The 21,052-nt window shown below is 48.9% G+C and carries 25 protein-coding genes; 6 read left to right on the top strand and 19 right to left on the bottom strand.

Going from position 1 to position 21,052, the window contains the following annotated elements; all coding sequences use genetic code 11:
- Window positions 1–2: 2 nt before the first annotated feature.
- The 13 genes from LRY47_RS00245 to LRY47_RS00185 form a co-directional block, all read right to left on the bottom strand.
- Window positions 3–1,076 carry a hypothetical protein gene (locus LRY47_RS00245; RefSeq protein WP_295221262.1) on the bottom strand — a complete coding sequence of 358 codons (1,074 nt, stop codon included), beginning with the start codon at window positions 1,074–1,076 and terminating at the stop codon, window positions 3–5.
- Window positions 1,073–2,050: a hypothetical protein gene (locus LRY47_RS00240; protein WP_295221260.1), complete on the bottom strand. Its 978-nt coding sequence runs from the start codon at window positions 2,048–2,050 to the stop codon at window positions 1,073–1,075. The genes LRY47_RS00245 and LRY47_RS00240 overlap by 4 nt, the downstream gene beginning before the upstream one ends.
- Window positions 2,050–2,769: a PEGA domain-containing protein gene (locus tag LRY47_RS00235; RefSeq protein WP_295221257.1), complete on the bottom strand. Its 720-nt coding sequence runs from the start codon at window positions 2,767–2,769 to the stop codon at window positions 2,050–2,052. Before LRY47_RS00235 ends, LRY47_RS00240 begins: the two co-directional genes overlap by 1 nt.
- Window positions 2,762–3,265, bottom strand: coding sequence for a hypothetical protein (locus tag LRY47_RS00230; protein WP_295221255.1), 504 nt, complete (start codon window positions 3,263–3,265; stop codon window positions 2,762–2,764). The genes LRY47_RS00235 and LRY47_RS00230 overlap by 8 nt, the downstream gene beginning before the upstream one ends.
- Window positions 3,262–4,893, bottom strand: coding sequence for a hypothetical protein (locus LRY47_RS00225; protein ID WP_295221252.1), 1,632 nt, complete (start codon window positions 4,891–4,893; stop codon window positions 3,262–3,264). The genes LRY47_RS00230 and LRY47_RS00225 overlap by 4 nt, the downstream gene beginning before the upstream one ends.
- A 1-nt stretch (window position 4,894) precedes the next feature.
- Entirely contained in the window at window positions 4,895–6,082 is a 1,188-nt protein-coding gene (locus LRY47_RS00220; RefSeq protein ID WP_295221249.1) for a hypothetical protein, read from the bottom strand.
- On the bottom strand, window positions 6,067–7,017 hold the full coding sequence (locus LRY47_RS00215) for a hypothetical protein (protein ID WP_295221246.1): 951 nt from the start codon (window positions 7,015–7,017) through the stop codon (window positions 6,067–6,069). The genes LRY47_RS00220 and LRY47_RS00215 overlap by 16 nt, the downstream gene beginning before the upstream one ends.
- A 1-nt stretch (window position 7,018) precedes the next feature.
- A complete protein-coding gene (locus LRY47_RS00210; protein WP_295221243.1) occupies window positions 7,019–7,387 on the bottom strand; it encodes a hypothetical protein in 369 nt (122 codons plus the stop codon).
- Between the two features lies 1 nt (window position 7,388).
- Complete coding sequence (locus tag LRY47_RS00205; protein ID WP_295221240.1) at window positions 7,389–7,742, bottom strand: hypothetical protein; 354 nt, start codon at window positions 7,740–7,742, stop codon at window positions 7,389–7,391.
- The gene (locus tag LRY47_RS00200) at window positions 7,739–8,110 is read right to left on the bottom strand and encodes a hypothetical protein (protein WP_295221237.1); all 372 of its coding nucleotides are present in this window, start codon (window positions 8,108–8,110) and stop codon (window positions 7,739–7,741) included. Before LRY47_RS00200 ends, LRY47_RS00205 begins: the two co-directional genes overlap by 4 nt.
- 135 nt (window positions 8,111–8,245) lie before the next feature.
- Window positions 8,246–9,229 (bottom strand): major capsid protein, encoded by a 984-nt coding sequence (locus LRY47_RS00195; protein WP_295221234.1) that lies wholly within the window; start codon window positions 9,227–9,229, stop codon window positions 8,246–8,248.
- A gap of 9 nt (window positions 9,230–9,238) precedes the next feature.
- Window positions 9,239–9,601, bottom strand: a complete 363-nt coding sequence (locus LRY47_RS00190; protein WP_295221232.1) for a hypothetical protein — start codon at window positions 9,599–9,601, stop codon at window positions 9,239–9,241.
- A 10-nt stretch (window positions 9,602–9,611) separates the two neighbouring features.
- A complete protein-coding gene (locus LRY47_RS00185; RefSeq protein ID WP_295221230.1) occupies window positions 9,612–10,298 on the bottom strand; it encodes a hypothetical protein in 687 nt (228 codons plus the stop codon).
- A 150-nt stretch (window positions 10,299–10,448) separates the two neighbouring features.
- On the opposite strand from LRY47_RS00185, the gene LRY47_RS00180 reads away from it, so the two are divergent.
- Complete coding sequence (locus tag LRY47_RS00180; protein ID WP_295221228.1) at window positions 10,449–11,408, top strand: tetratricopeptide repeat protein; 960 nt, start codon at window positions 10,449–10,451, stop codon at window positions 11,406–11,408.
- A gap of 298 nt (window positions 11,409–11,706) precedes the next feature.
- Here the strand turns inward: LRY47_RS00180 and LRY47_RS00175 are convergent, their stop codons facing one another.
- Entirely contained in the window at window positions 11,707–13,878 is a 2,172-nt protein-coding gene (locus LRY47_RS00175) for a S8 family peptidase (RefSeq protein WP_295221225.1), read from the bottom strand.
- 29 nt (window positions 13,879–13,907) lie between these two features.
- Window positions 13,908–14,267: a helix-turn-helix transcriptional regulator gene (locus LRY47_RS00170; RefSeq protein WP_295221223.1), complete on the bottom strand. Its 360-nt coding sequence runs from the start codon at window positions 14,265–14,267 to the stop codon at window positions 13,908–13,910.
- A 109-nt stretch (window positions 14,268–14,376) separates the two neighbouring features.
- Between LRY47_RS00170 and LRY47_RS00165 the strand changes: the two genes are divergently transcribed.
- Window positions 14,377–14,628: a helix-turn-helix domain-containing protein gene (locus LRY47_RS00165; protein WP_295221220.1), complete on the top strand. Its 252-nt coding sequence runs from the start codon at window positions 14,377–14,379 to the stop codon at window positions 14,626–14,628.
- A gap of 76 nt (window positions 14,629–14,704) precedes the next feature.
- Here LRY47_RS00165 and ftsY read toward each other — a convergent pair whose 3' ends face one another.
- The 4 genes from ftsY to LRY47_RS00145 form a co-directional block, all read right to left on the bottom strand.
- Window positions 14,705–15,703 carry a signal recognition particle-docking protein FtsY gene (gene ftsY / locus LRY47_RS00160; RefSeq protein WP_295221217.1) on the bottom strand — a complete coding sequence of 333 codons (999 nt, stop codon included), beginning with the start codon at window positions 15,701–15,703 and terminating at the stop codon, window positions 14,705–14,707.
- Between the two features lie 63 nt (window positions 15,704–15,766).
- Window positions 15,767–16,792, bottom strand: a complete 1,026-nt coding sequence (locus LRY47_RS00155; protein ID WP_295221215.1) for a spore photoproduct lyase family protein — start codon at window positions 16,790–16,792, stop codon at window positions 15,767–15,769.
- Complete coding sequence (locus LRY47_RS00150; RefSeq protein ID WP_295221212.1) at window positions 16,773–17,573, bottom strand: hypothetical protein; 801 nt, start codon at window positions 17,571–17,573, stop codon at window positions 16,773–16,775. Before LRY47_RS00150 ends, LRY47_RS00155 begins: the two co-directional genes overlap by 20 nt.
- A gap of 46 nt (window positions 17,574–17,619) precedes the next feature.
- The gene (locus tag LRY47_RS00145; protein ID WP_295221210.1) at window positions 17,620–18,552 is read right to left on the bottom strand and encodes a YafY family protein; all 933 of its coding nucleotides are present in this window, start codon (window positions 18,550–18,552) and stop codon (window positions 17,620–17,622) included.
- 118 nt (window positions 18,553–18,670) lie between these two features.
- On the opposite strand from LRY47_RS00145, the gene LRY47_RS00140 reads away from it, so the two are divergent.
- From LRY47_RS00140 to rsmH, 4 genes are all read left to right on the top strand, one after another.
- Complete coding sequence (locus LRY47_RS00140; RefSeq protein WP_295221208.1) at window positions 18,671–19,096, top strand: pyridoxamine 5'-phosphate oxidase family protein; 426 nt, start codon at window positions 18,671–18,673, stop codon at window positions 19,094–19,096.
- A gap of 248 nt (window positions 19,097–19,344) precedes the next feature.
- Entirely contained in the window at window positions 19,345–19,791 is a 447-nt protein-coding gene (locus LRY47_RS00135; protein ID WP_295221204.1) for a division/cell wall cluster transcriptional repressor MraZ, read from the top strand.
- A gap of 37 nt (window positions 19,792–19,828) precedes the next feature.
- Window positions 19,829–20,053 (top strand): hypothetical protein, encoded by a 225-nt coding sequence (locus LRY47_RS00130; protein WP_295221201.1) that lies wholly within the window; start codon window positions 19,829–19,831, stop codon window positions 20,051–20,053.
- Window positions 20,001–20,927, top strand: coding sequence for a 16S rRNA (cytosine(1402)-N(4))-methyltransferase RsmH (gene rsmH / locus LRY47_RS00125; RefSeq protein ID WP_295221199.1), 927 nt, complete (start codon window positions 20,001–20,003; stop codon window positions 20,925–20,927). The genes LRY47_RS00130 and rsmH overlap by 53 nt, the downstream gene beginning before the upstream one ends.
- Window positions 20,928–21,052 lie beyond the last annotated feature (125 nt).

Here is a 21,052-nt window from a genome sequence, read left to right as displayed (position 1 = left end):
GTTTATCGTTTCTTTTTATAAATATTTCCGTCAGGCGACACATACAGTCCGGCAGTGAGTTCAATATTCCCGTCTTCGTCGCAGTTATAGTTTATGACAGACGTGCCGTATCCGTCCGGTGCCCACGATTGGATGAATCTGCTGTATTTAATGTATGCTCCAGTTGACACTGTATTTGTGCCGGAAGCCGCTGTGAAAGGATTCACTGAGCAGGTATAGAACCCGCCTATGAAAAAACCTGTGCCGACTGTGTCTTCACAGTAGAAACCTGTCGTTTCGTATCCGATACATTCGCCGTAAACAGGAGACGATGCTCCTGTGACAATGGTGTAAGCGCTCGCAATCTTTTCGTGTGTGCCAAGTGATGAGTACAGGTAGAAGTCGAAATCCACCCTGCCGGATGTCTGCGGCTTCCAGTCGGTGAAGGTGTTTATCTGGTATATCACAAACGCCGCGCCGCTTATGGGGTCAACGTGGGCGGTTATAACGTTTGAACGCGTGCCGTTGAAAACGCCGGATGTTGTCTCTTCGTTGTACGTTTCATAGATGAATTCACTGCCGAAATAGTAACGGGTCAGGCGGGTATAGACGTTTGTGGTCTGGTGTACCTGAAGGGAGTATATCTTTCCGTTGGTGTCGTCCGGCGCAGGTTCGTTTATGTACGTCGGCGTGCTTACCGCGCATGTCCTTTTTTTCATCGCTTCATAAGCCCTGTTGAAAGCTGCTTTTTGTGAGCGGACTAATTCCGTTCTGTGCAGAAGCCCCGAAGACATGATGAAGTTATCTGTTTCATATACTTCCGCAGGCATCGGGACGAAAGACCAGAGCCTGTCTTTGAATCCGATAATGTGTGACGGCACTCCTTTATACAGTCTGACGACCACCGTATCGCTGACGGAGAAAGCGTAGGATTCTGGCTTGCCGTCAGCGGATTCGTATACTATGGGCAGGTCGCCGTATGCTGCGCCGCTCACCGCCACTTCCACCGTGTTTTCCGTGTGATTGGTTTTTGTGACTCGCCCCTCGGCGTAAGAGATGTTTTCGGTGGGGTCAAGGGCGTTCTGTGAATAGATCATACCGCCCCCTGATAAAACATTTCGGGGACTATGAAATCCCCTGATTCAGAAAGAGTTTTTTTAACATTGGCATTGGATATGTCAGTGTCGGGCAGAAGCGGCAGATCAAGATTTTTTGCAATTGCCACAAAACTGCCCACAGAAAGTCTGCATGGCGAAACTGATTTTAACCAGCAGCGTTCGCCGTGATATTCTACACACCAACGGAGTTCCTTTTCGTACAGCCATTCATCTTTTAAGCTGTGTCCTATTCCCCCTTTTACAGGGAAATATTCGTAGGTATACCCCTTTTCCGGATCGTTTTTGTCGTTGTACACCTTCCGGCGGACGGTCACACCACACCCTAGCAGAACAGCGCCCGTAAAAATATCTGTCTGAAAACTGTAAGAACCCAGATAGTATTCTTCCGGCAGATCGTACATCCTGAAAAAAACGGAAACTGTGCGTCCCGGAATCAGTAGTGTGTTTGAAAGCGATGTTGAAAGCGGTATGCTCCCGTCAACGTTGTGAGTGTATTCGGGAAATGCGGAGGTTATCTCGCCTGACGGATTTATGTTTGTTTCGCTGAAACCAGATGAACTGTAATAGGTTAAAAGAGCAGTAACTCCGCATGTGTTTATGACGGGTAAATAGGCGGTTATGTGGTTTCCCGAACGCTCCCATGGCGATGTGGTGTCTGCATCCGTGTAGTTTGCGCAGGGGGGAGTGAATTCTTTTTCCGTTTTGTCTGAGGGGAGCAGAAACAGATTCACGACGTATTCACCGCCGTCCTCTTCAATCAGATAAACGTTGACTGAAACGGTCTCAAATCCGTATGAAGGCCAGCCGTTTACGGGCGGTTCGTCTGTGATGACCGACGTTGTTACATAGGTGGACACGCACTTGTCAGGATAACACATACCCGATGGGGTGTATTCCGACGGACACAGCCAGACGCCCACTGACGAGTATTCCTCTGTAACGTAGCGCGCCATCATGACACCGTGAACGTATCGTTGCAGATGTTGTCCGCATCCGTGGTTTTATATCCTTCCTTTTCCACAAGAAGGCTGTATGTGCCGCTTTTCATGCTCCCCAGACGCACCCTGCCTTCGCTGTCGCTCTTTCCGGCATACTTTCCGTTCAGATAGACGTGGGCGTCCTTCAGCTTTTTCTTTGTGCATGCATCCCGAACAGTGAGTACGACCGTTCTGTTGTAGGTTCCCGTCAGGTCATCCGTAAAATCCAGTGCATAGATTCCGCTTCGCCCGTCCTTTTCTGCGGACACAAGGCAGAAGACGGAACTGCCGCACGTCACGTCAACTATGTCGTAAACTGTCTCGTATTCTATCCTAAGAACTGCGGTGGCGTTTTCAGGAAGTATTACTGCGCTCTCCGAAAATACCGGATTACCCGCCTGTTCGCCCTGCCATACGGCGGATATCACCGTGTCCACAGGGAATGAGGCGGAAGCTTTTTTGCTGTCTTTGAATATTATGAACTCGGTGACAGTCTGCCTGTGGTTCGTACCGTAAAATGAGGCGCTTCCGTATGTCGCTTTAAGCGTGGGGTTAAGCCCTCCCGGGTAAAGTTTGAGCCTTGCAGTTGTACCTGCCGCAAAGACGGTGGTGCCGTTGTTCTCTTCCGGTTCGAGGATGAAACGGAATATGTCGCTGTCTGAGGTTTTTTTGAATGTCAGACTGGTATCAGCCATTTACAACCTCCGCATAGACGATTACGGGATAGCTGTCTCTATCCTTTGTCGTGAGAGTTATGCCGTAAAGAGCGTATGCTGTGCGATAACCTATCAGAGCCGCCGAGAAAAGCCCCTGCGAGGGTTTTGGCTCAACCTCGCATTGTACGGAGTATGTTCCTTTGCGTGTGACTGCGCCCAGACTGCCGCCCATCCATTCATAACTGCTGACTGATGTTACGGGTTTGTCTGTGTCTGCAGATGAGGAATCCAGAAAGACGACGGTCTCATCCTCAACGTCTTCCGTGCATATACCCATTGGGGTCAGCGTACCGTCGGATGCGAAAACTGCCAGTTTGTCAGGGTGTTCCGCATAAACCCTGAAATATGCCGTTTCCCCGTATGCAAATGATGTCTTGGTCTTGCCGTATTCGTCGATGTTTCTGTCTGCATCCTGCGTTATCAGTATTTTTGAGCCTTTGGATGATGTGACGAAGCTTATTGTTGCGTCGGTCATGGCTGTACCTCGATTATATTTTTCACCCTGAGCGGACTGCCGGATATCTTTATGACGGCGGATGTTACTCTGCCTGAGCCGAATCTGCTTCTGAGTTTCAGTCCCGCCGCAGTCGTCAGTCCGTTCATGTGGGTTGTTTCCAGTGTTATTCTGTTTGTGGTGTATGCCAGATTCATAGCCAGACGGAGAGCCGAAACCCTGTCGCACAGGGCAGGGGTGCTTTTGGTGAGTGAACCTTCGCCGTCTCTGAAAATGATTGTCACGCTGCTGTCGGTGACAGCAGTGACATATTTTTTTGTCTCCGCTGTTTCCGTCACGGTGTAGAGGTCGAAGCGCGTTGTATAGGTGACGGTTCTGTAACCGTTCAGACTGCGGCTTGTTACACTTGTGCCGTCATATCCGATTCCTGCTGTGATTACCGACCTTGCGGGAACTGAAAGCGTTCCTTCGCCATCTGTAAAAAGTACGTCCTCGGTGACGGTTTCCGCAACGTTGCGGCTTACGAGGGTTAGATTTTCCGAATCGCTTATCAGGCTGGCGTTCCCGCTGTGATAAAGTCTTATTTCAGCCGCTTCGCCTGTACCCGTTTCGGAAGGAGCAATTATATGTACATAATCCGATGAATATGCACCGTAATTTACTGTTATGGTTTTATATTTGTGTTCAGTTCTTTCAAATGTGCGTGAAAATATTCCGGTCGGTATCAGTTCGATGTCGGAACCGTCATCTGTGACCGCTATGTATCCGTCGGGCAGAAGACGTACCGACAGCCCCGCACTGTCTGCCAGATATTGCGCCAGAGACATGTGGGTGAAGGAACCTTTGAAAGTTGTTACGAAATCCCGTGCCGCCCATATTATCCTGTCTGAAAGCTCCGCCGCCGCTTCCGATGCTTTTTTGCCCGTGATTTCGGCATAAAAACTGCCTTCCGGCTCAGATATCAGACCTGTCAGCACTGTGCTTTTGTCCGATGAAGATACGGAACTGATGCCAAATGTGAAGGTTTCGTCATTAATAACAGCCGACAGAGTTTTCGCGCTTTTAAACATAATGCCGAAAGACGCTTTTACCGACGGGACGTCGAAGAGCGAAATATTCAGTTCCGTCAGATACTTTGTGACGTCTTTGCCGTCGATGAAAACGGTGAACGTATCTGCTGATACAAAGCCTGCCGCCGAAGGAACTGAAACGGCAAAACTGCCGCTCAGACCTGCCGGATACAGCGGATTTTCCATATTTATAAATCCCGTATAGCCGAAGTCGCCCAGTGTATTTGACAAAGAAATATCGGTGCTTAGATATTGACCGCTCACGGATGGAACTGTCAGAAGACCGTCCGCAGACAGGCTGTTAAAAAGTTCTGTTCCCGCCGACGGGTCTTCCATCGCCGACAGAGAGTTCATCGCTTCGCACGATCCTAAGGTTACTGCTGTCATCTCCGCAGTGAGTATCAGCTCTTCGGAACATGTCAGTGATGTTGATAAGACGGTTGTGCCGCCTGTGGAAACCGTTGTCATTGAATATGTCCCTCCCGATATGATGAAAGGCGTGGTGATACCGCACCCGCCTGTTTTTGTGTCTGACGGCGAAAACCCCGAAGCTGTGTAATCTCCGGCGCAAGTGTCCATGCTATGCCGTCCTGAACCATTTGGTTCCGCTTGAAACGTATGTGCGGAAGCTTCCTTCCGCCTCCAGCATGATTTCAGATGTTTCGATATCTCCGATCATCACAGGATTTGAGTTAGTGTCAGTCCTGATAACCGTTACGGACTGCCCCGCATGTTCCGATGCACTGCCCATGCTGACATATGCATAGCCAACCGATGCGTCGGCGAAGATATAGGATATGCCGCTTGGCAGACTGTAATATCCCGTGACGGAAGCAGTTCCGCCCGTTCCCGATGAACCGCCGCTTTCAGGTGTGAGGTTTACAATGCCGCCGTAAGCAGTCTGCATGAACCAGAAGGAGCCGCCTTCTTCTTTCAGTTCTGCGAGCAGTTTGTTTGCCGTGTCGTAAATGAAAACGGAGTTATCGGTTTCGTCCGTTTTTATGACCGGGACGGGTACATTGGTCATGGCGCTGTTCTGCTGAATGTACAGATACAAAGGGGATTCCGACGCATCGGCGTACACAGCGGAACCGTAGGAAAAGACAGGTCCGCTGGTTGTAAAAGTCTGAAAAGAGTGGGGCGAGAAAATCCCTGTCCCGATGATGCGCCATATCCCGCCGATGACAGCCAGTTTCACAGTACATGCAGAACCCAGTGTGGTTTGCGTAATGCCGTTCAGACCTATAGTGTCCCCTTCGGCAGCTATAATCACCGCATACTGCGAAGGCTCTGTTCCGCTGTTGATGATGGTCAGCACGTCGCCGCTGTAAAGCGCGGCATCAGGCAGAACACAGCTTATGCTTTGGTTCGCCTTGCTGAAGGAGATGGCGACAGTGCAATCGAACGGGTCGATAACACTTCCTGAATCGGTGACCACCCTGAAAGACCTTGCAGATGCAAAGGTGTTCAGCATTTCCGCCGTGACCACGTTGGCCATCATGCTCCCTGTGTTCCAGTCCTTTGCCGATGTGCTTTCCCTGCCGCGCTCGACAGATATGGTGCTTTCGGTTTTCTGCGCCAGAACTATTTCGCGGTTAGGGTCGTCCGCAGGGGATGCGAAACCGTTTCCCCATATGACGGCGGTGAAACTGCCTTCCGGAAACAGTTCCGCATTCTGAACTGTCAGTTCCGTGCCGTTGGCATGAAGGTACGCCGCAAGCTGTGAGCGCGCGAAGTTGGCGAATCTGTTCATCAGTCTATCTGCCATTCAAGTGTTATTCTGTTATCGGGTTCGTGGGGGCATCCGGCGGGTACGACCTCTTTCAGCCAGAAACCTTTTGCAGAGGGCAGGGTGACGAGTGTAAGGCTGTTTCCGGCTTCAAATGAACCTGACCATGCTTCCGCCGGAATGGTGAAATAGGGTTTTCCTGTTTTCGGGTTCAGAGGTGCATACTGGGCTGTGGACTGACCGGAAGGCAGAGTACCTGCGTAAAGCCCTGTTGCAGAAAATGATATTGCCGATGTGAACGTCAGCGAAAAGGTGTCGTATTCCGTGCCTCCGTTGGAAAGCACCACAAGCTCATGATCGAAAGCCCCCGTGAGACTGTTCAGTGATGCGCTTTCAAGGACAGGTTCGAGGTCGCCCAGTTCAAGCATAACGCCCGCATAAGCCGCGTTTGCCTCAAACGAATGTGGTAACTGACCTACGAGCGATACGGTGGCAGTGTTGACGTTTCCGGAAACGGATGCCACGCGCATATTGCATGATTTTTCATCGTCCCTGATGAGCAGAAGCGCGCCTTCGGGGATGCTGTAATCTGATGATTTGAACAGCAGAGTGATACTTTCATCTCCCGCCGTGGCGCTCTGAGTGAGTTTTCCGCATCCCGTCCATTCGTCGGGCAGTTCAGCCTGAGTGTCCGCCATGCCCGCCTGTGCAATGTAAAATCTGTCCTGACCGTTTCCGGGAGTGCCGATGCACACACATGCGGAATACGCCGTCTCTCCGTTCACGTTTGAGTTTGCGATGAACGCCTTGCGGTACCTGGTCACTCCAGTCTCCCTCTCTGCAGAGGTGACACGGGGGAAAAGGTTGAATTTGACGCCTGAAACCACGGTGGAAGCAAGGTTCGCTCTGCCGCCGTTATCGTCGGTGTCGGTGATGTTTACGCTTCTTATTATGCTGATGTCGCTCTGATTCATTCTAAACCTCCAAAAGCCTTATGGTGCCGCTGTAAACGTCGGCATCCGACTGAACCTGTCTGGCGTTCAGCGGCTTAAGCTGAACTGCACTGCTGTCGCTTACGAAAACAACCTCCATCTGCCTGCCGTTTATATCTGCGTGAACTGCCGCCGCCGCCGATGCCGCGCGGCAGAGGGCAAGAACGTCCTCCCGCTTCATGCCGCTTTCGGTGGCGGGGATATATATCTCGATACTGTTGTAAGGTTTGCCTGCGTATACTATCTCGGTACCCGAAAGGTCGGTTTCCGTGTCGGTCTGCGGCAGTCCGTATGCCGTTTCGTTTGTCCACACCGCCGTTTCGGGCAGTGCTATTCCTGCTATGGTTATCATTTCAGCACCTGTATCCGCACTCGATGACAAAGGTCATGGTGCGTGTGTCGGTTGTTTGTATACTGCTTGAAAGGCTGATCGGGCGTGTCGCACCGAGTGCATTGACCGCTGTGTGGAATGGCGATATATCTGCCCTGCCCACAGAGAGCAGGCGGACGTATATTTTCAGATTATGCTGCGTCACCTGCACGCCGTTGTCGTTAACTGTTTCAAATCCTGCATAGGCGACCGCAGCCAGCGGTTCCTTTCCCGTCATCACCTCTGTACTGCCGTCTTTCAGCAGAACTCGGGTAAAAACTCCGCACTCCTCAAGCACCTGCACCGTGTCCAGCGTAAGCTGATCCGCTGTCCTCATCTGTATCCCTGCCAGTCGCCCCGTCCCGTCTGTGTGTATGCCGCCGCCTGTTTGGGTATCTCGCCCGTGGATGAGGTGACGGGTGCCAGCGGCGCGAGAAGCTGTGCTGTTTCGGTTTTGTACTGTTCTGCGGTTGTCCATTCGGCGGCGTAGATGTAAAGTTCTACCAGAGTGCGCTTTTTCACCGCGAGGCGCAGAACCGCGTCCGATTCGTCATATTCCAGCCCGTAACTGTCTGCCACTGCCTGAACGTAGATGCGGGCATTTTCCAGCGCCTCTTCCGCTACGGAATCGTCCCCCTGACATACTGCAAGGTAGTCGTCGTCGCGCATGAGTTCCTGTATCTCTTCAATGTCAATAAGTTCCATATTAAGCTCCATAATGAGATCGCGTCGTTGCTGCGCGCCTCGCGAAGACGGCAAACGTCTCTGCGAGGAACAACGTGACGACGCAGTCTCATAGTTTAATTTCCAGGGCGGGGCAGAACCCCGCCTCAAAAAGTCTTAAAGCACTGTCGCCCAGCAGATACCTTTTGTGAAAGGCACGGGGAGCGGCTTGCTCTCCGCGATTATCTCTATGCTGGAAGAACGTGCGTCGCGCACCTGCTTAACGAAAAAGGGCATCGCCGTAAGGTTGCTGTCCAGATCGTCGATGACGCTGTAAACCATTTCAAATGGTGCGTCTGCGGCGAACGCCATGAGCTTGCCGCTGTCAACCACCTTTACCTGCGAACCTGTGGCAAGGTCTGTGTATGAGCTGTTCATAAGCTCAACACGGAATCCGGCTATGTTGATTGTTTTTGAGTCAATTACCGCTGTCAGCGAGCTGTTTCCGATGTCCTGAACAACCTTAGCCAGCGCCATGAACGCGCTCTGTCCAGCCCAGAAACGGATGTCGGAACCGTAGTGGCTGTTGTTCTGAATCTGCGATTCCATGCCGATGAGGTCGGCGAGGATTCCGTCTAGGCTGATGGAAGACTGATCCCATGTCTCTTCGGGTGTGTGTGAAAGTGTTGAGCCGAACTCAACCCCGTATGTGGCAAGTCCTCCGTCCATGTGCATGGGATATGCGATACTTCCCTTAAGCGACTGAGCCGCCATAGCTTCGGTGGATGCTCTGACGATCCTGCGCAGGCGGTCTATCTTGTTGTTCACAAGGAGCTGGATGCCTGATTCGTCAAGGAGTTTGAGGTTGTTCACGTCCACGCCGTTGAGCCTTTCGGAGGGGCGGAAGGGCTGGGGTTCGATATGAGTTATGCTGCCGTTCTCTTCGTAAACGGGGACAGGATCGCCGCCTCTGCGTGTCACCGCTATGTTTGTTACCGGCTGCTGCAGGTCTGTTACGGAAACTGTGGGCAGCGGGTGATTGCGTCTTTTCGTTTCGGGGTATACGTTGTCCATAACGGGGGATTTAAGCTCCGGCATGGACGTGAGCGAGCGGACTATGGAGTCCGTTGTAAAATATTTACCGAGATCAAGCTGTATCATGTTAACTCCTTAAAATACCCAGATGGGTGCGTTTGTTTCAAGGGACGCAACGTGCGCCGCGGAAGATGCGGAACCTTTGGTCAGAAGGCTCTTTTTCATCACTGTGCCGTGGACGGCGACGCTTCCAGCCGTGTCTTTTGACGTGTCGATGTCTTCAGTGCAAACGCCTACGGGCGTATTTGTGCTGTCGGACGCCGCAGGGTCAAAGCTGACCGCCTTGCCGGATGCGTCAAGGGCGATTATCTCGCCCGCCTGAATTGTGCCTGCGTCGGATGCAAACTCCATAATGCGGATCACGGCTGGGTGTCTGCCGTCTGTTACCGTTTTTCCTGTGATGGTCTGTGTTCCCACCACTCCGTTGACTGTTGCCATTCGTTCCTCCTTATATCTTTGAGAATATTGATGCCGCGGGTGCCTTTTCGGATCTCAGCCCGTGGGTTCCCTGTGAAACGGGGTTCTTCACTCTTCCGAATATCTCTGCAAGGGTGTCTGATGCCTGAACTGCGGGTGTTTCGCGTTCAAGTCTGTCTGCGAAGCTGATGAGCGCCTGATATGCACCGGAGGGGAGTTTACCCGCCGCCGCCTCTTTCAGTCTGTTCAATTTCTGTTCCAGATTCTGCGTTTTGAGCTTTGAAAACTCGCTCATTTCGCTGTCGGAAAGGACGAACCCGCAATTTAAAGGTGAAAAGGTGATTATCTTTGTCCTGTCGCCCATGCTGATTATTTTCAGATCTTTGATCATGGGCGGGACGGCGCCGAGGAACGCGACGTGGTGCAAATACAGGCTGTCGTCCTCTTTACGCGCCGCACCTATGCTCCAGTTCTTGTATCTGCCCTCGGCAAATGCCTCCGCCAGCTCCGCACCAAGCTCTATCTCGCCAAGAAGCACTGCACCGTCAGCAGACACTTCCACAGCCGTCACCCAGCCGTATGCCGGCATGGAATCGTCAGATTCGTGTCCTATTGTTACAGGTACCTGCGAAGAAAAATTTTCAGCCATGCTGAGAATATCTTCGGGTGTTATCACAACACCGTTGTGGTTTCCTGCTCTGGCAAGTTCCAGTTTCATATTCCGCCTCCTTCTCTTTTCGGATTGGCAAATAATACAGGAATTGTTTGTAGTATATGTTTAAAAATGACAAATAAAATTTGTAACAATTCCTCTTTTAATATATTTGAATAGAGGCTATCCTTTAGAAAAAGCTAAGGGAGATAACTGATGCTTAAAAAAGCTATGCTTTTGGTATCGATGCTGATACTCGCCGCCTGTGCTGCTGACAATTCCGCCGTTTACCTTGATACGGCGGCACAGCTTAAAAACATGCAGGATGCCGATTCGGCAGTAAAAAAATATGAATCCACAGTTAGAAAGAGTGTCCATTCGCACTATTATTACGAAGGGCTGGGCGACATATATTATGCGTACGGAGAGTACGGGAACGCAGTGAACGAATACACCAGTTCGCTCAGAAACAAGGATGCCTCCGGAGTTCATCTCAAGAGAGGGGATGCATATGTTAAGCTTGGGTTCTATCCCGATGCCGCATATGATTTTTCATCTGCTATAGAATACGGCGGAGAGAATGCCTATATCGCTTATGCGAAACGGGCGAAGGTATACATTGAACTCGGAAAATATAAAGAAGCTCTGAAAGATATTGAAAAGGCTCGGAAACATACGGAAGTTTCTGCCGATATGGACAGGGCGCTTGCGGAGATATATTATAAGACCGCCGACTACAACACGGCAAAGGTTTACGTTCAGAGAGCCATATCTGAAATACCTGATGATGCCGGACTGTATTATCTGAGAGCAAAGCTGTTTTACAGAACCAAAGATGCAAATCAGGCAATAGCCGACTATGAAAAGGCTGTGGCGCTTAAACCTGATTTTTACGACGCGAAGAGGGAACTTGCCATGGTTTATGCCACATGCCCCGTATCTATTTACAGAAACGGCGAAAAGGCGCTTAAGCTGGCATCTGAACTTTACGACGCGAATCCGTCATCCGGCAATGTTACTGTTCTGGCGGCGGCATATGCGGAGAAAGGAGATTTTGACAAAGCGGCGGAACTTCTTAAAAATGCTGCGGATAAAGAAAAGGATTTTGTTAAGCAGGACGATATGCGCGTATATCTGCATGCATATGAAGAAAAAAGAACCATAAATAGCTGGTAGATAAAGCTGGGGGCGTGTTCACAACGCATGCGCCCCCATTGTCTGAAAAATGGGCAATGTAAAAAAATTTTACTCATTTAATGATGGTCAAAAAACTGTCACCCTGTTCAGAAAGCACCCTGACAAAGGATTCATATTAATCTTTCAACAGATATTCCACAATTTTGTTGATAAAAAAAAGCTTGACAGCATAAACCCCTAAAATTCGGGGAATTCTCTTGATTGTGTTCAATATCAGTTATTTGTGGAATCATGTGGAATTTATGCTGATAAATCACGGGTTTTTAACATGAAATTTTCAACAGGTTTTCCACATTCTTGATGCAGGCTCCAGCACCCCGTCATATTCATCGTAATGCATTATTATCTCTTCAAACAGATTTTCTCTTTCATGAGTGAAGGATAGGACGACAGAGTACCTTATTTCGGTATTATCCGCACAGAAGTCTCTTTTGGAAGGTGTGATCCTGAGAACCAGCTCTTCGGGCAGTGCGCCCCCTTTCAGCCTTGTTTCGTAAAGCTTAACAGGGTTCCATTTGAACATCTCCCTGTTAGTCTCCTTATCTTCCGCGTTTTTTTGCAGAGCCAGCAAATCTTTAGACGTCAATATCGCCTTCCATGCACCTCTTTTGTAATAGCCGAGAGAGAGTTCCAGATTTGTGCAGCAGTAATAATGTGGGAAGTTCAGGTCTGTTCTTGTTTTATAAACAAGGGTCATTTCAATGCTTCCCGCATTTTTTCCACACATGGATTCCGGTACGGGGATTCCGGTCACTTCCGTTATCCCGCCATGGCGCACGTTGCCTTCATGCAGATAAACTGCGCTTGATGGTGTATCTTCAAAATTTTCACTGTCACCTGTGATGATTCCGTATCCCGTGTAAAGATCGGGCGGGCGGCGTGTATGCAGGCGGGTGTAGTGGAGGAGTATTGCCTTTGTCATGTCGGGGTTTTGAAATGCATGTGAGTATCTGTGGAAAATTCTGGCGGCAAGAGCTGTGACCATAGGCACCGCATGGGATGTTCCGGAATCTTCTGCAAGTTCGTTCCGTGTGCCGATGGAAAAAACTCCCACGGGGTAAAGCCTTCCCATCCGTTTTTCATGGGAACCGCCGTATGCGCATACTTCCGGCTTTATAAAACCTGCGGATGAGGGACCTCTTCGTGTGAATAGGGAGGGGGAATGACGGGACTGAACGTTGGTGTCCCTGTGTGTGACGGAACCGACGGTTATGGAGTGTACGCTCTCTGCGGGTGAGGTTATCCGGTTGTCAGGTGTATACTCTTCCGAAGGGTCGCGCAGTCTTTCATAGTTTCCGCCGGATATGATGAACAGAACGTCATAGCGCTCCTGCAGCGAGTCAAGAACGTGTGCCGCCGCTGAAAAAGAGTCAGGATCGGTCTGTATGTCAGAACCGAGGGATATATTGTACACCTTAACTATTTTGTGGTAAGTCCTGAGTGTGGACTCAAGCCTCTGCTGAAACTCTGCCAGTCCGATGCTTCCGCCCGCCGGAAGTATTTCCGCATTCAGATAGACGATGCCGCCGAAGCTTTCACCTTCGTTAAGCAGTCTGCCGGTGACAAACGTACCGTGTTTGGGGTCTCTTTCCGGCTCATCGCAGAAACTCAGGGTATCCATCTCCCATTCGCGCAGATATGAGGATGGGGCTATGCCTGAATCCACAATGGCGGCTCTCGGATAAATCTTTTCCGTATCGCGCGTTTGCACACATTCCAGCGGCAGATCGCCATGCCGCACATAATCCTCTTTCAAAACCAGACAGGATGCGGGGGAAACAGAACGCACAAGACTGTGGGTGACTATTGTATCCAGCTTAGCCTTTACGTCGGGGATATGCGCCTGAATTATTCGATAGGTGCCAATTCTGATTATTTTTGAACGGACTGCAGATACTTCGTTTTTCAGAAAACCAAGAAGGCTCTCTTCACCTTCGCCGGGCAGGGTGTGGATGTATATGCTTTCGTCGGGACTCATTTCAGAAAATCCTGATTCAAAAGGATTGCAGAGGGAGAGCTTGTCATGCGGCATGAATGTGTGCATCGTTTCTATGTGACTGAAAGAAGCCATAAAGTCCTTGCCTCTGCCGCTGAGTACTTGGGTGTTCAGTTTTGTCAGCGCTTCTTCGCTGTTGATGCCGAAAATAAGGTCGGGAAGCGAAAGACTGGCAACGGGTTTGATGCCTGTAGAGCTTAGAAAGTGGTATCGGAGTGATTTTGAAAACGAACCCTGTCTGAGGGTCATGATGTTGTAAACCGGCAGGGAGCGGTTGTACTCGAATTTTTTGTAGAATCCGAATCCCGATGCCAGTGAGTAGGCTATACTTTCTCTGTCCGGAAGCCCACGGCAGGAAGTCCGTGGTGACCCGCCTCTGACTTTTCTGGGGTTTGGTCTGTGCATGGATCTTGAAAAACGCAGGATGAACGGACAACAGCCGCTGACTGTCATAGGGCCTGTACCTCCCCGTAAAAGACCGGTCAGCTTGAAAATTCTTTCAGTAATGCTCTGATGACCGTTTCGATGAATCTTATTTTGTCAAAATCAAGATCAGAGATATCGTCCAGCAGATCATGCCATCCGGCGGGAATATCCGGTCCCTGTGCGCTGTTTGCGTGGAGTGTGGCGGTTTTGTAATAAGAAAGCGGGTGCTCGTTGAAAAAATATCTGATGTCTATGTTGTATCTTTTTGCTATGACAGCAAGTTTTGTTGCGTCTATGTTTCCTGTACATTCGTAATGGCTGACAACCTGCTGGGTAACATTGAGAAGCCCGCCCAGCTCTTTCTGATTTATTTTCAGTTCTTTACGAAGTTCTTTAAGTTTATCGCCTATATTCATAATTCACTTATACAGATTATTTGTGTCATGTTCAAACAGAAAATATTTGTTGAAAAATACAGTCAATTTGTGTATAAGGATACAAATTATATATGTTCAGGAGGATGACATGGCAGCACCTTTTAAGGTTTGGGAAGAGGAGAGCATTACAAAGCAGATGGCTAATATAGTGTCGAAGAACCTGACGATATATCAGGTGGCTAAGATGCTTCAGGTCAGCCACATCACAGTCAGACGCTGGATAAAAGAGGCAAAACTCATTGCATGGAACACAAATCTTGAAGGACACGGGAGATGGCGCGTGCCGAAGGAGAGTCTTGAGGAGTTTTTACAGTCCCGAAACTGCATGAATATAGATTAAAAGATCGCGTCGTCGTTACACTCCTCGCGAAGACGAAGGAGTCTTAACGAGTGTAGCGAAGTAATCTTATTTCTGATTACCTGTTAGTGTCAAATAGTGCTTCTACGAAATCATGAGCGTCAAATGGTTTCAGGTCGTCGATACCTTCGCCGAAACCTATGAATTTAACAGGTACCTTGAGTTCGTCAACTATACCGATGATGGCGCCGCCTTTTGCGGTTCCGTCGAGTTTTGTGATAACTATACCGGTGAGTCCTACGTCTTCATGAAACTTGAGCGCCTGAGAAAGTGCGTTCTGTCCGCTGGTTGCATCCAGAACCAGCAGTACCTCGTGGGGTGCATCGGGAAGTTCCTTTTTTGCAACACGGACTATTTTTTCAAGCTCTTTCATAAGGTTGACCTTGGTTTGCAGTCTGCCTGCCGTGTCGCAGATGAGAACGTCGAAATTCTTTGCCTTGCAGGACTGTATTGCATCGAAGATAACAGCGGCGCTGTCGCTTCCTGCGGACTGTTTTACAACAGGCACGTCAACCCTGTCCGCCCATACGCAGAGCTGGTCTATAGCTGCCGCGCGGAAGGTGTCTCCCGCCGCCAGACATGTTTTAAGTCCCTGTTCTTTGAACATTTTTGCCATTTTTGCTATGCTTGTGGTTTTGCCGGAGCCGTTAACGCCGACAACTATCATAACATACGGTCTGTCGTTTGTCTGAACAAGGCTGTTATCTATATTTAGTATATTGAATATTTGTTCTTTAAGTGCATTTTTGAGGTCTTCCGGATTTTTGAGGGTTTTTCTGTCCACCTGTTCACGGACGGAATCTATTATCTTCATGGTGGTTTCAACGCCGATGTCGGAGGTTATGAACAGCTCTTCCAGCTCTTCGAGAAGGTCGTCGTCTATCTCCTTTTTACCCAGAAAGATATTCTCCATGCCGCCGACGAGTTTGCCTGATGTTTTGGATAGACCCTGTTTGAGTTTTTGAAAAAAGCCTGAGGAGGATTCCGGGAGCTCCTGTTCCTGCTGGATTACAGGTTCTGTTTTTTCCTGTTTTTTGAATATACTGAAAAATCCCATGGTGCCTCCAAGTCTTAAAACGGGGTATTATAAGCAGAAAGACAGATTAATACAAAGGAAAAATCATTTTCTGACGCATGGGAAGTACTTTTCAAGTTCTTCGCGTTCGCCAGGGTCGAAGCCGAATACGCGTTTCCACACGCTTTCATGTTCCATGCAGAAGTAGATGAATACGTTCTTCCAGTGTTTTCTGACCTCTTTAACGAAGAAATTCAGCATATAAACCCGCTGGGATTTGAAATACCGCATTTTTCCGTCCAGCGATTTGATATAACTGCTTTGAAGAAGAAGAGAGCTTTCAAATTTATTGCGCACAATATCCAGAAGTTCGGGCATGAACCTGAAAGTTGATACGCTTATATAGTTTACGGATGCCTCAGGCACAGAACTGCACATCTTTTCTATGACATCGGCATAGTCTTTTTCAAAATTTTCGGAGTATATCAGCGGGTCGAAATGGAAGCCTATGCCGAGCCCGTGGGCGGCACATTCTTTTGCTGCTTTCAGCCTGTCGCTGATTTTTGCCGTGCCGTGTTCCTCAGCCTCCATGATGCTCTGGGGATTCATGCTCCATGACACCATCAGATTTTTCGGATTACAGTTCAGCAGATTGCCCACATTTGCGGATTTTGTCTTGAACTCGAACAGAATATTGTCCGACCTGTTTATTATGTCTGCGATATAGCCGCTGAAATTGAATATGTGATCCAGTGCCAGACTGTCTGTGAGTTCGCCTGTGCCGAGCCTGAAAAATCTGTCTTTCGGCATGTTCTCAATTTCACGCCTGACGTTCTCAAATCCTGAATAGACTTTTATATATTCGTGGTTAAGGTAGCTCTGCAGGATGCAGTAGGTGCAGTCGAACGGGCAGCCTTCGGAGATGTCCGTAACATAATAGTCACAGCATCTGTATATCTTCGTTGCCGGGCATCTGTGTACGAAGGTGTTGTGTTCCTCCGCAATATATATACTTGTTTTTTCGTCAGGCACTTCCGATACGCCTTCAACAAGTATGACATCGCGGTCTTTCATGACAATTCTGGCGGGGATGCTGTTTACAGCTTTACGGTCAAGATATATCCTGCTCATCCAGAAACCCGTAAATTTTTTGAATCTCCGACATCTTCGATCCGGCTGAGGTTATTTTGTTACAAAACTCCTCCGCCGATTCTGCTGTGAAAGAGAAGGTAAGCCTTCCCGTTTCAAAATTGTCCAGAGATGTGACGTTCAGAGGCAGTCCGTCTGCAAGAGCCGCAAACTTTGCCGTAAAATCCAGACGTGCTGCATCTTTCTTTGCCGAAAGGTTTTTCAATACGTCACCGTTCAGATCTTCCGGACTTATTGTCGGCATCATATCGAAAAGTATATTCACCAGATTTCTGAAATCACCCACCGACATATCTTTAGATGCCAGCGTGTCGGCAACATAGGTTTTGCAGGTGTCGTTCAGCTTATTGAAAATCGCAAGCACCTTAAGTGGGATATCCTTTGTGCGGAGATATTTTTTCAGTGGTTCAGGGTAGGATGGAACAGCTTCCAATGTCTGAAAATTCTGCCGTCCTTTTATATTATATAGCGCGAAAACATTCAGTGATGAGTGATTTATGTTCAATTTTATACATATACATGAGATGTTTGCCAGTTCTGTCATGCTTATTCTGCCGTGGACGGACACAGACAGGTCAAGTGCCTCCGCCATTGAAGAAACAGTGACAGCATAATAGTTCTCCGCCTCGGCAAAGCCGCTGATAAAAAAGTATTCGCCGTTCACATCGGCAACGGCGGGCGGGAAAACTGACACAGCAGTTCGCTGGTCTGTCCAGTTTAGTTCATAAGACGGTGATATTCCGGTTATCAGTTTACCTTTCATAGGGGCAGAGTATATGGCATTAGCGGCGGGATGTAAAACAGATTGTTCAGCCGGAATAGCTGTCCAGCATGAGCCTGACCCTGCGCGCCATTTCCTCGCGCACTTCTGCGGGTTCAAGACACTGGCATTTTTCGCCCAGCGCGAATATCATTCCGTATCCGAAGTCGTCCGGGAAGAATGGAAAACTTACGATATAATTCCCGTCTCCGCAGGGTTCTATATGCTTGCTTTCGCAGATGTCCATGACGCGGTTCAGAGTGGATTCGTGTACCAGCAGTTTGATTCTGGTGAAGGCTTTGTCCATGCTGTCGCAGAAATTGTCTATGGTTTCGGGAACGCTGCGCAGTTTGAACTGTTCTTCTTCCATCATAAGTTCGGACATCCGCGTAAGCTTGAACAGTCTGAAATCCTGCCGTTCCAGACAGAAGCAGTGAACGTACCAGAAACCAGCCTTTAGCACCAGCCTGTAAGGTTCAACTCTGCGCGTGGTTCTGCCTCCGTTGCGGTCTGAATATTTAAACGAAAGTATGCGGTGCGTCAGAACCGCCGTGCGCACCGTGTCCAGAAAGCTCATTGAGGTTTCGCTGGAAACCCACGGGCGCGGGTCGATGGTTATCTGTCCTGCTCTGAACTCTATTTCGTTCGCCTGCTCCGCAGGAACAAGGCTCTTTATCTTTGCCAGTGTGTTCACTATCTCGTTTTCCGTGATATTGCCGGGGAGGCTCCCAAGTCCCATCAGCAGGGTGGTGATGTCTGAAACGGTGAATATCCTTTTGCTGACCTTATACTCTTCCATTATGCTGAAACCGCCGCTGACCCCCGGTGCGGATACTATTGGGATGCCCGCAGTGTTGATGGTGTCAATGTCACGGTAAATTGTGCGCAGGGATACCTCAAACATTTCCGAAAGTGTTTTTGCGCTCACCTTTCTGCGCTCCAGCATCAGCATTATGATGGATATCAGCCTGTCTATCTTCATGAGATGATGTTAGCCCGCAGAATAAAAGGTGTCAAATTTCATTTTTCAATTGTTGCCATACAGATGTCAAAATCATCTGATAAAGTTCTCTATCAATGATTTCAGGAGGCTTTATTTTATGGAAAAATATGCAGACTACAGCAGAGTTTTGAACAGTTCAAAAGTTTTGGCGCTCGCCACTTCAGTGGACAATGTCCCTAACGTGAGATTACTTTCTTACGTCCACGACCTGAGCAGACCGGGCGTGGTCTATTTCGCAACGGAGAACCACAGCCGGAAAGTTGAAGAGTTCTGGGAAAACAGCAAAGTGGCTGTTACGACCATCCCCACAGATGACGTTTCTCATATCCGTTCCGTCGATTCCTCAGTATCTAAAAGCAAATTTACAATTAAGGACATGAGCGGAAAGTTTGCCGAGGTGCATGACGGGTACGACAAGATAATCGAGGCGATGGGGGACGTTCTGGAGGTTTATGAGATTTCCATTAAAGATTGTGTAGTTGTTACCGGCATGGATCAGTTTGAAACGGTATCTTTTCAGTGATTTAAACAGGGTCCTCTGTTTCCGGGGACCCTTCTTTCCTCCCTTCTGCGTAAAATTTTTTTACATGTAATTAGGCACATAATTTCTTCATATCCGAATACGCATACACATCAGTCTCTTAAGTTCTGAAACCCTTTAGTGATGCTATTTTGAGCAGTTTCAATATCCCTTGACTAGCGAAATATAATTTGTTAACTTTGGCATAAATTGTACGATAATGTCATTAATAGGTATAAATTGGCATAAAAATGGCAGGAAGTTTCAGAGGGCAGTACCAACATAAAATCAGCGACACCGGACGTATCTCGGTTCCTTCAAAGTTCCGCGAGATACTGAAGGTCAAATATGGCAGTGACGAGCTTACACTGTTGTCCATGGGAGACCATCTGAGACTGTACCCTTCTGCCGAATGGGACAGAGAGGAAGCCCGGTTGGAGTCCGAATCCACCGACAATGACGAATTTCAGGAGTTTCTGCGATACCTGTATTCCGAGATGGACGAGGTTGCCATCGACGGAAACGGGCGCATACAGATCACTTCCGAAGTGAGACAGCGAAACGGTATCCAAGGCGAATGTATCGTAAACGGTTTCAGAAACCATTTCGAGCTATGGCCTGCCGTTGTCTGGGGCGAGAAAGCCTCAGAGGAGAGAAAGGACGAACTTTTCAAAAAGTTCGCTTCCAAAATAAGATAAGGGCAGGTCGGCCCGCCTTATAATAAGGAGTGGAGAAATGCACATATTTTTCTGGCTGACCCAACTGATGTACAACCGCGCCGACCTTTCGATGTTCGACAGGCACAACCGAAGCATCGAAGACATTGCGGCGCAGTGCAGAGAGTTTATGCAAAAAGGCAGTTTTGTCGAGCTTGATTTCGGCAGAACGCAAAGGGCGGTAAGAGGAAATGAAGCATGTACCGGTAATGGTAAGGGAGGTGCTCAGGTATCTGCCGGTTGATCCGGACGGGATAACTCTGGATATGACGGGCGGAGGCGGCGGTCACTCGGCTGCCATGCTGAAGGAGATATCGGAAAAGGGGCGGCTTATCGTCCTTGACCGTGACCCTGACGCAGTGGTGCGGCTGAAGGAACGCTTTGCGGAGCACAGCAACGTTACCGTTGTTCATTCCAACTTTTCCGACTTCGATCAGGTTCTCGACGAACTGGATGTTAAAGCTGTGTCCTCTGTTCTGGCGGATTTCGGCGTCTCGCTGTTCCATCTTAAAACAGCGGAGCGCGGATTTTCATTCCGCAGTCAGGGACCGCTGGACATGCGTATGAACCCCGCGGACAGGCTCACTGCCGCTGAGGTTGTGAACAGCTATTCCAGAGAGACACTTGCAAATCTTATAAGAAAGTACGGCGAAGACGATTTCGCCTGGAACATTGCCACCGCTATTGTTGCGGCGAGAGCGATAAAAAGAATAGAGACTACTGTACAGCTGGCGGACATTATAGCTTCCGCCGTGCCGAAAAAAGCTCAGAAGCCCGGTGTTCATCCGGCGACCAAGAGCTTTCAGGCATTGCGTATTTATGTAAACGGAGAGCTTGACGCCATCGAAAAGATGCTTGGCAAGCTTGAAAAATATGTATCAAAGGGCGGCAAGGCTGCCTTTATTTCGTTTCATTCTCTGGAGGATAGACTTGTCAAAGACTATTTCCGTGAGTTTGAAAAAGAATGTGTATGTCCTCCCGGAATGCCCGTTTGTACATGCGGAAAGGTACGCACCTTCCGCCAGATAACCCGTAAACCTCTGACAGCTAAAGAGGACGAGGTTGAACTTAATCCTCTTTCGCGAAGCGCAAAGATGCGCGTTGCCGAAAGAGTTTGACTTTTCCCCCTCCTTTAGCAAAGGAGGGTCGGGGTGGATTTGATTAAGATTTAATGCAAATCCCCCTTATTCCCCCTTTATTAAAGGGGGAGACAAGAAGAACTGTAAAAAACATTTATATCAGG

It is taken from the genome of Seleniivibrio sp., assembly GCF_021209385.1.
Taxonomy (GTDB): domain Bacteria; phylum Chrysiogenota; class Deferribacteres; order Deferribacterales; family Geovibrionaceae; genus Seleniivibrio.
This window is presented reverse-complemented; position numbering and strand designations above follow the sequence as displayed.

Excerpts from the sequence above, each read along its gene's own strand:
- LRY47_RS00180 (WP_295221228.1), top strand. The coding sequence starts at position 10,449 with ATGCTTAAAAAAGCTATGCTTTTGGTATCGATGCTGATACTCGCCGCC.
- LRY47_RS00185 (WP_295221230.1), bottom strand. The coding sequence starts at position 10,298 with ATGAAACTGGAACTTGCCAGAGCAGGAAACCACAACGGTGTTGTGATA.
- LRY47_RS00145 (WP_295221210.1), bottom strand. The coding sequence starts at position 18,552 with ATGAAGATAGACAGGCTGATATCCATCATAATGCTGATGCTGGAGCGC.
- rsmH (WP_295221199.1), top strand. The coding sequence starts at position 20,001 with ATGAAGCATGTACCGGTAATGGTAAGGGAGGTGCTCAGGTATCTGCCG.
- LRY47_RS00205 (WP_295221240.1), bottom strand. The coding sequence starts at position 7,742 with ATGAGGACAGCGGATCAGCTTACGCTGGACACGGTGCAGGTGCTTGAG.
- LRY47_RS00230 (WP_295221255.1), bottom strand. The coding sequence starts at position 3,265 with ATGACCGACGCAACAATAAGCTTCGTCACATCATCCAAAGGCTCAAAA.
- ftsY (WP_295221217.1), bottom strand. The coding sequence starts at position 15,703 with ATGGGATTTTTCAGTATATTCAAAAAACAGGAAAAAACAGAACCTGTA.
- LRY47_RS00210 (WP_295221243.1), bottom strand. The coding sequence starts at position 7,387 with ATGATAACCATAGCAGGAATAGCACTGCCCGAAACGGCGGTGTGGACA.
- LRY47_RS00245 (WP_295221262.1), bottom strand. The coding sequence starts at position 1,076 with ATGATCTATTCACAGAACGCCCTTGACCCCACCGAAAACATCTCTTAC.
- LRY47_RS00225 (WP_295221252.1), bottom strand. The coding sequence starts at position 4,893 with ATGGACACTTGCGCCGGAGATTACACAGCTTCGGGGTTTTCGCCGTCA.
- LRY47_RS00215 (WP_295221246.1), bottom strand. The coding sequence starts at position 7,017 with ATGAATCAGAGCGACATCAGCATAATAAGAAGCGTAAACATCACCGAC.
- LRY47_RS00165 (WP_295221220.1), top strand. The coding sequence starts at position 14,377 with ATGGCAGCACCTTTTAAGGTTTGGGAAGAGGAGAGCATTACAAAGCAG.
- LRY47_RS00195 (WP_295221234.1), bottom strand. The coding sequence starts at position 9,229 with ATGATACAGCTTGATCTCGGTAAATATTTTACAACGGACTCCATAGTC.
- LRY47_RS00200 (WP_295221237.1), bottom strand. The coding sequence starts at position 8,110 with ATGGAACTTATTGACATTGAAGAGATACAGGAACTCATGCGCGACGAC.
- LRY47_RS00130 (WP_295221201.1), top strand. The coding sequence starts at position 19,829 with ATGCACATATTTTTCTGGCTGACCCAACTGATGTACAACCGCGCCGAC.
- LRY47_RS00150 (WP_295221212.1), bottom strand. The coding sequence starts at position 17,573 with ATGAAAGGTAAACTGATAACCGGAATATCACCGTCTTATGAACTAAAC.
- LRY47_RS00135 (WP_295221204.1), top strand. The coding sequence starts at position 19,345 with ATGGCAGGAAGTTTCAGAGGGCAGTACCAACATAAAATCAGCGACACC.
- LRY47_RS00155 (WP_295221215.1), bottom strand. The coding sequence starts at position 16,792 with ATGAGCAGGATATATCTTGACCGTAAAGCTGTAAACAGCATCCCCGCC.
- LRY47_RS00220 (WP_295221249.1), bottom strand. The coding sequence starts at position 6,082 with ATGGCAGATAGACTGATGAACAGATTCGCCAACTTCGCGCGCTCACAG.
- LRY47_RS00190 (WP_295221232.1), bottom strand. The coding sequence starts at position 9,601 with ATGGCAACAGTCAACGGAGTGGTGGGAACACAGACCATCACAGGAAAA.
- LRY47_RS00235 (WP_295221257.1), bottom strand. The coding sequence starts at position 2,769 with ATGGCTGATACCAGTCTGACATTCAAAAAAACCTCAGACAGCGACATA.
- LRY47_RS00170 (WP_295221223.1), bottom strand. The coding sequence starts at position 14,267 with ATGAATATAGGCGATAAACTTAAAGAACTTCGTAAAGAACTGAAAATA.
- LRY47_RS00175 (WP_295221225.1), bottom strand. The coding sequence starts at position 13,878 with ATGACAGTCAGCGGCTGTTGTCCGTTCATCCTGCGTTTTTCAAGATCC.
- LRY47_RS00240 (WP_295221260.1), bottom strand. The coding sequence starts at position 2,050 with ATGGCGCGCTACGTTACAGAGGAATACTCGTCAGTGGGCGTCTGGCTG.
- LRY47_RS00140 (WP_295221208.1), top strand. The coding sequence starts at position 18,671 with ATGGAAAAATATGCAGACTACAGCAGAGTTTTGAACAGTTCAAAAGTT.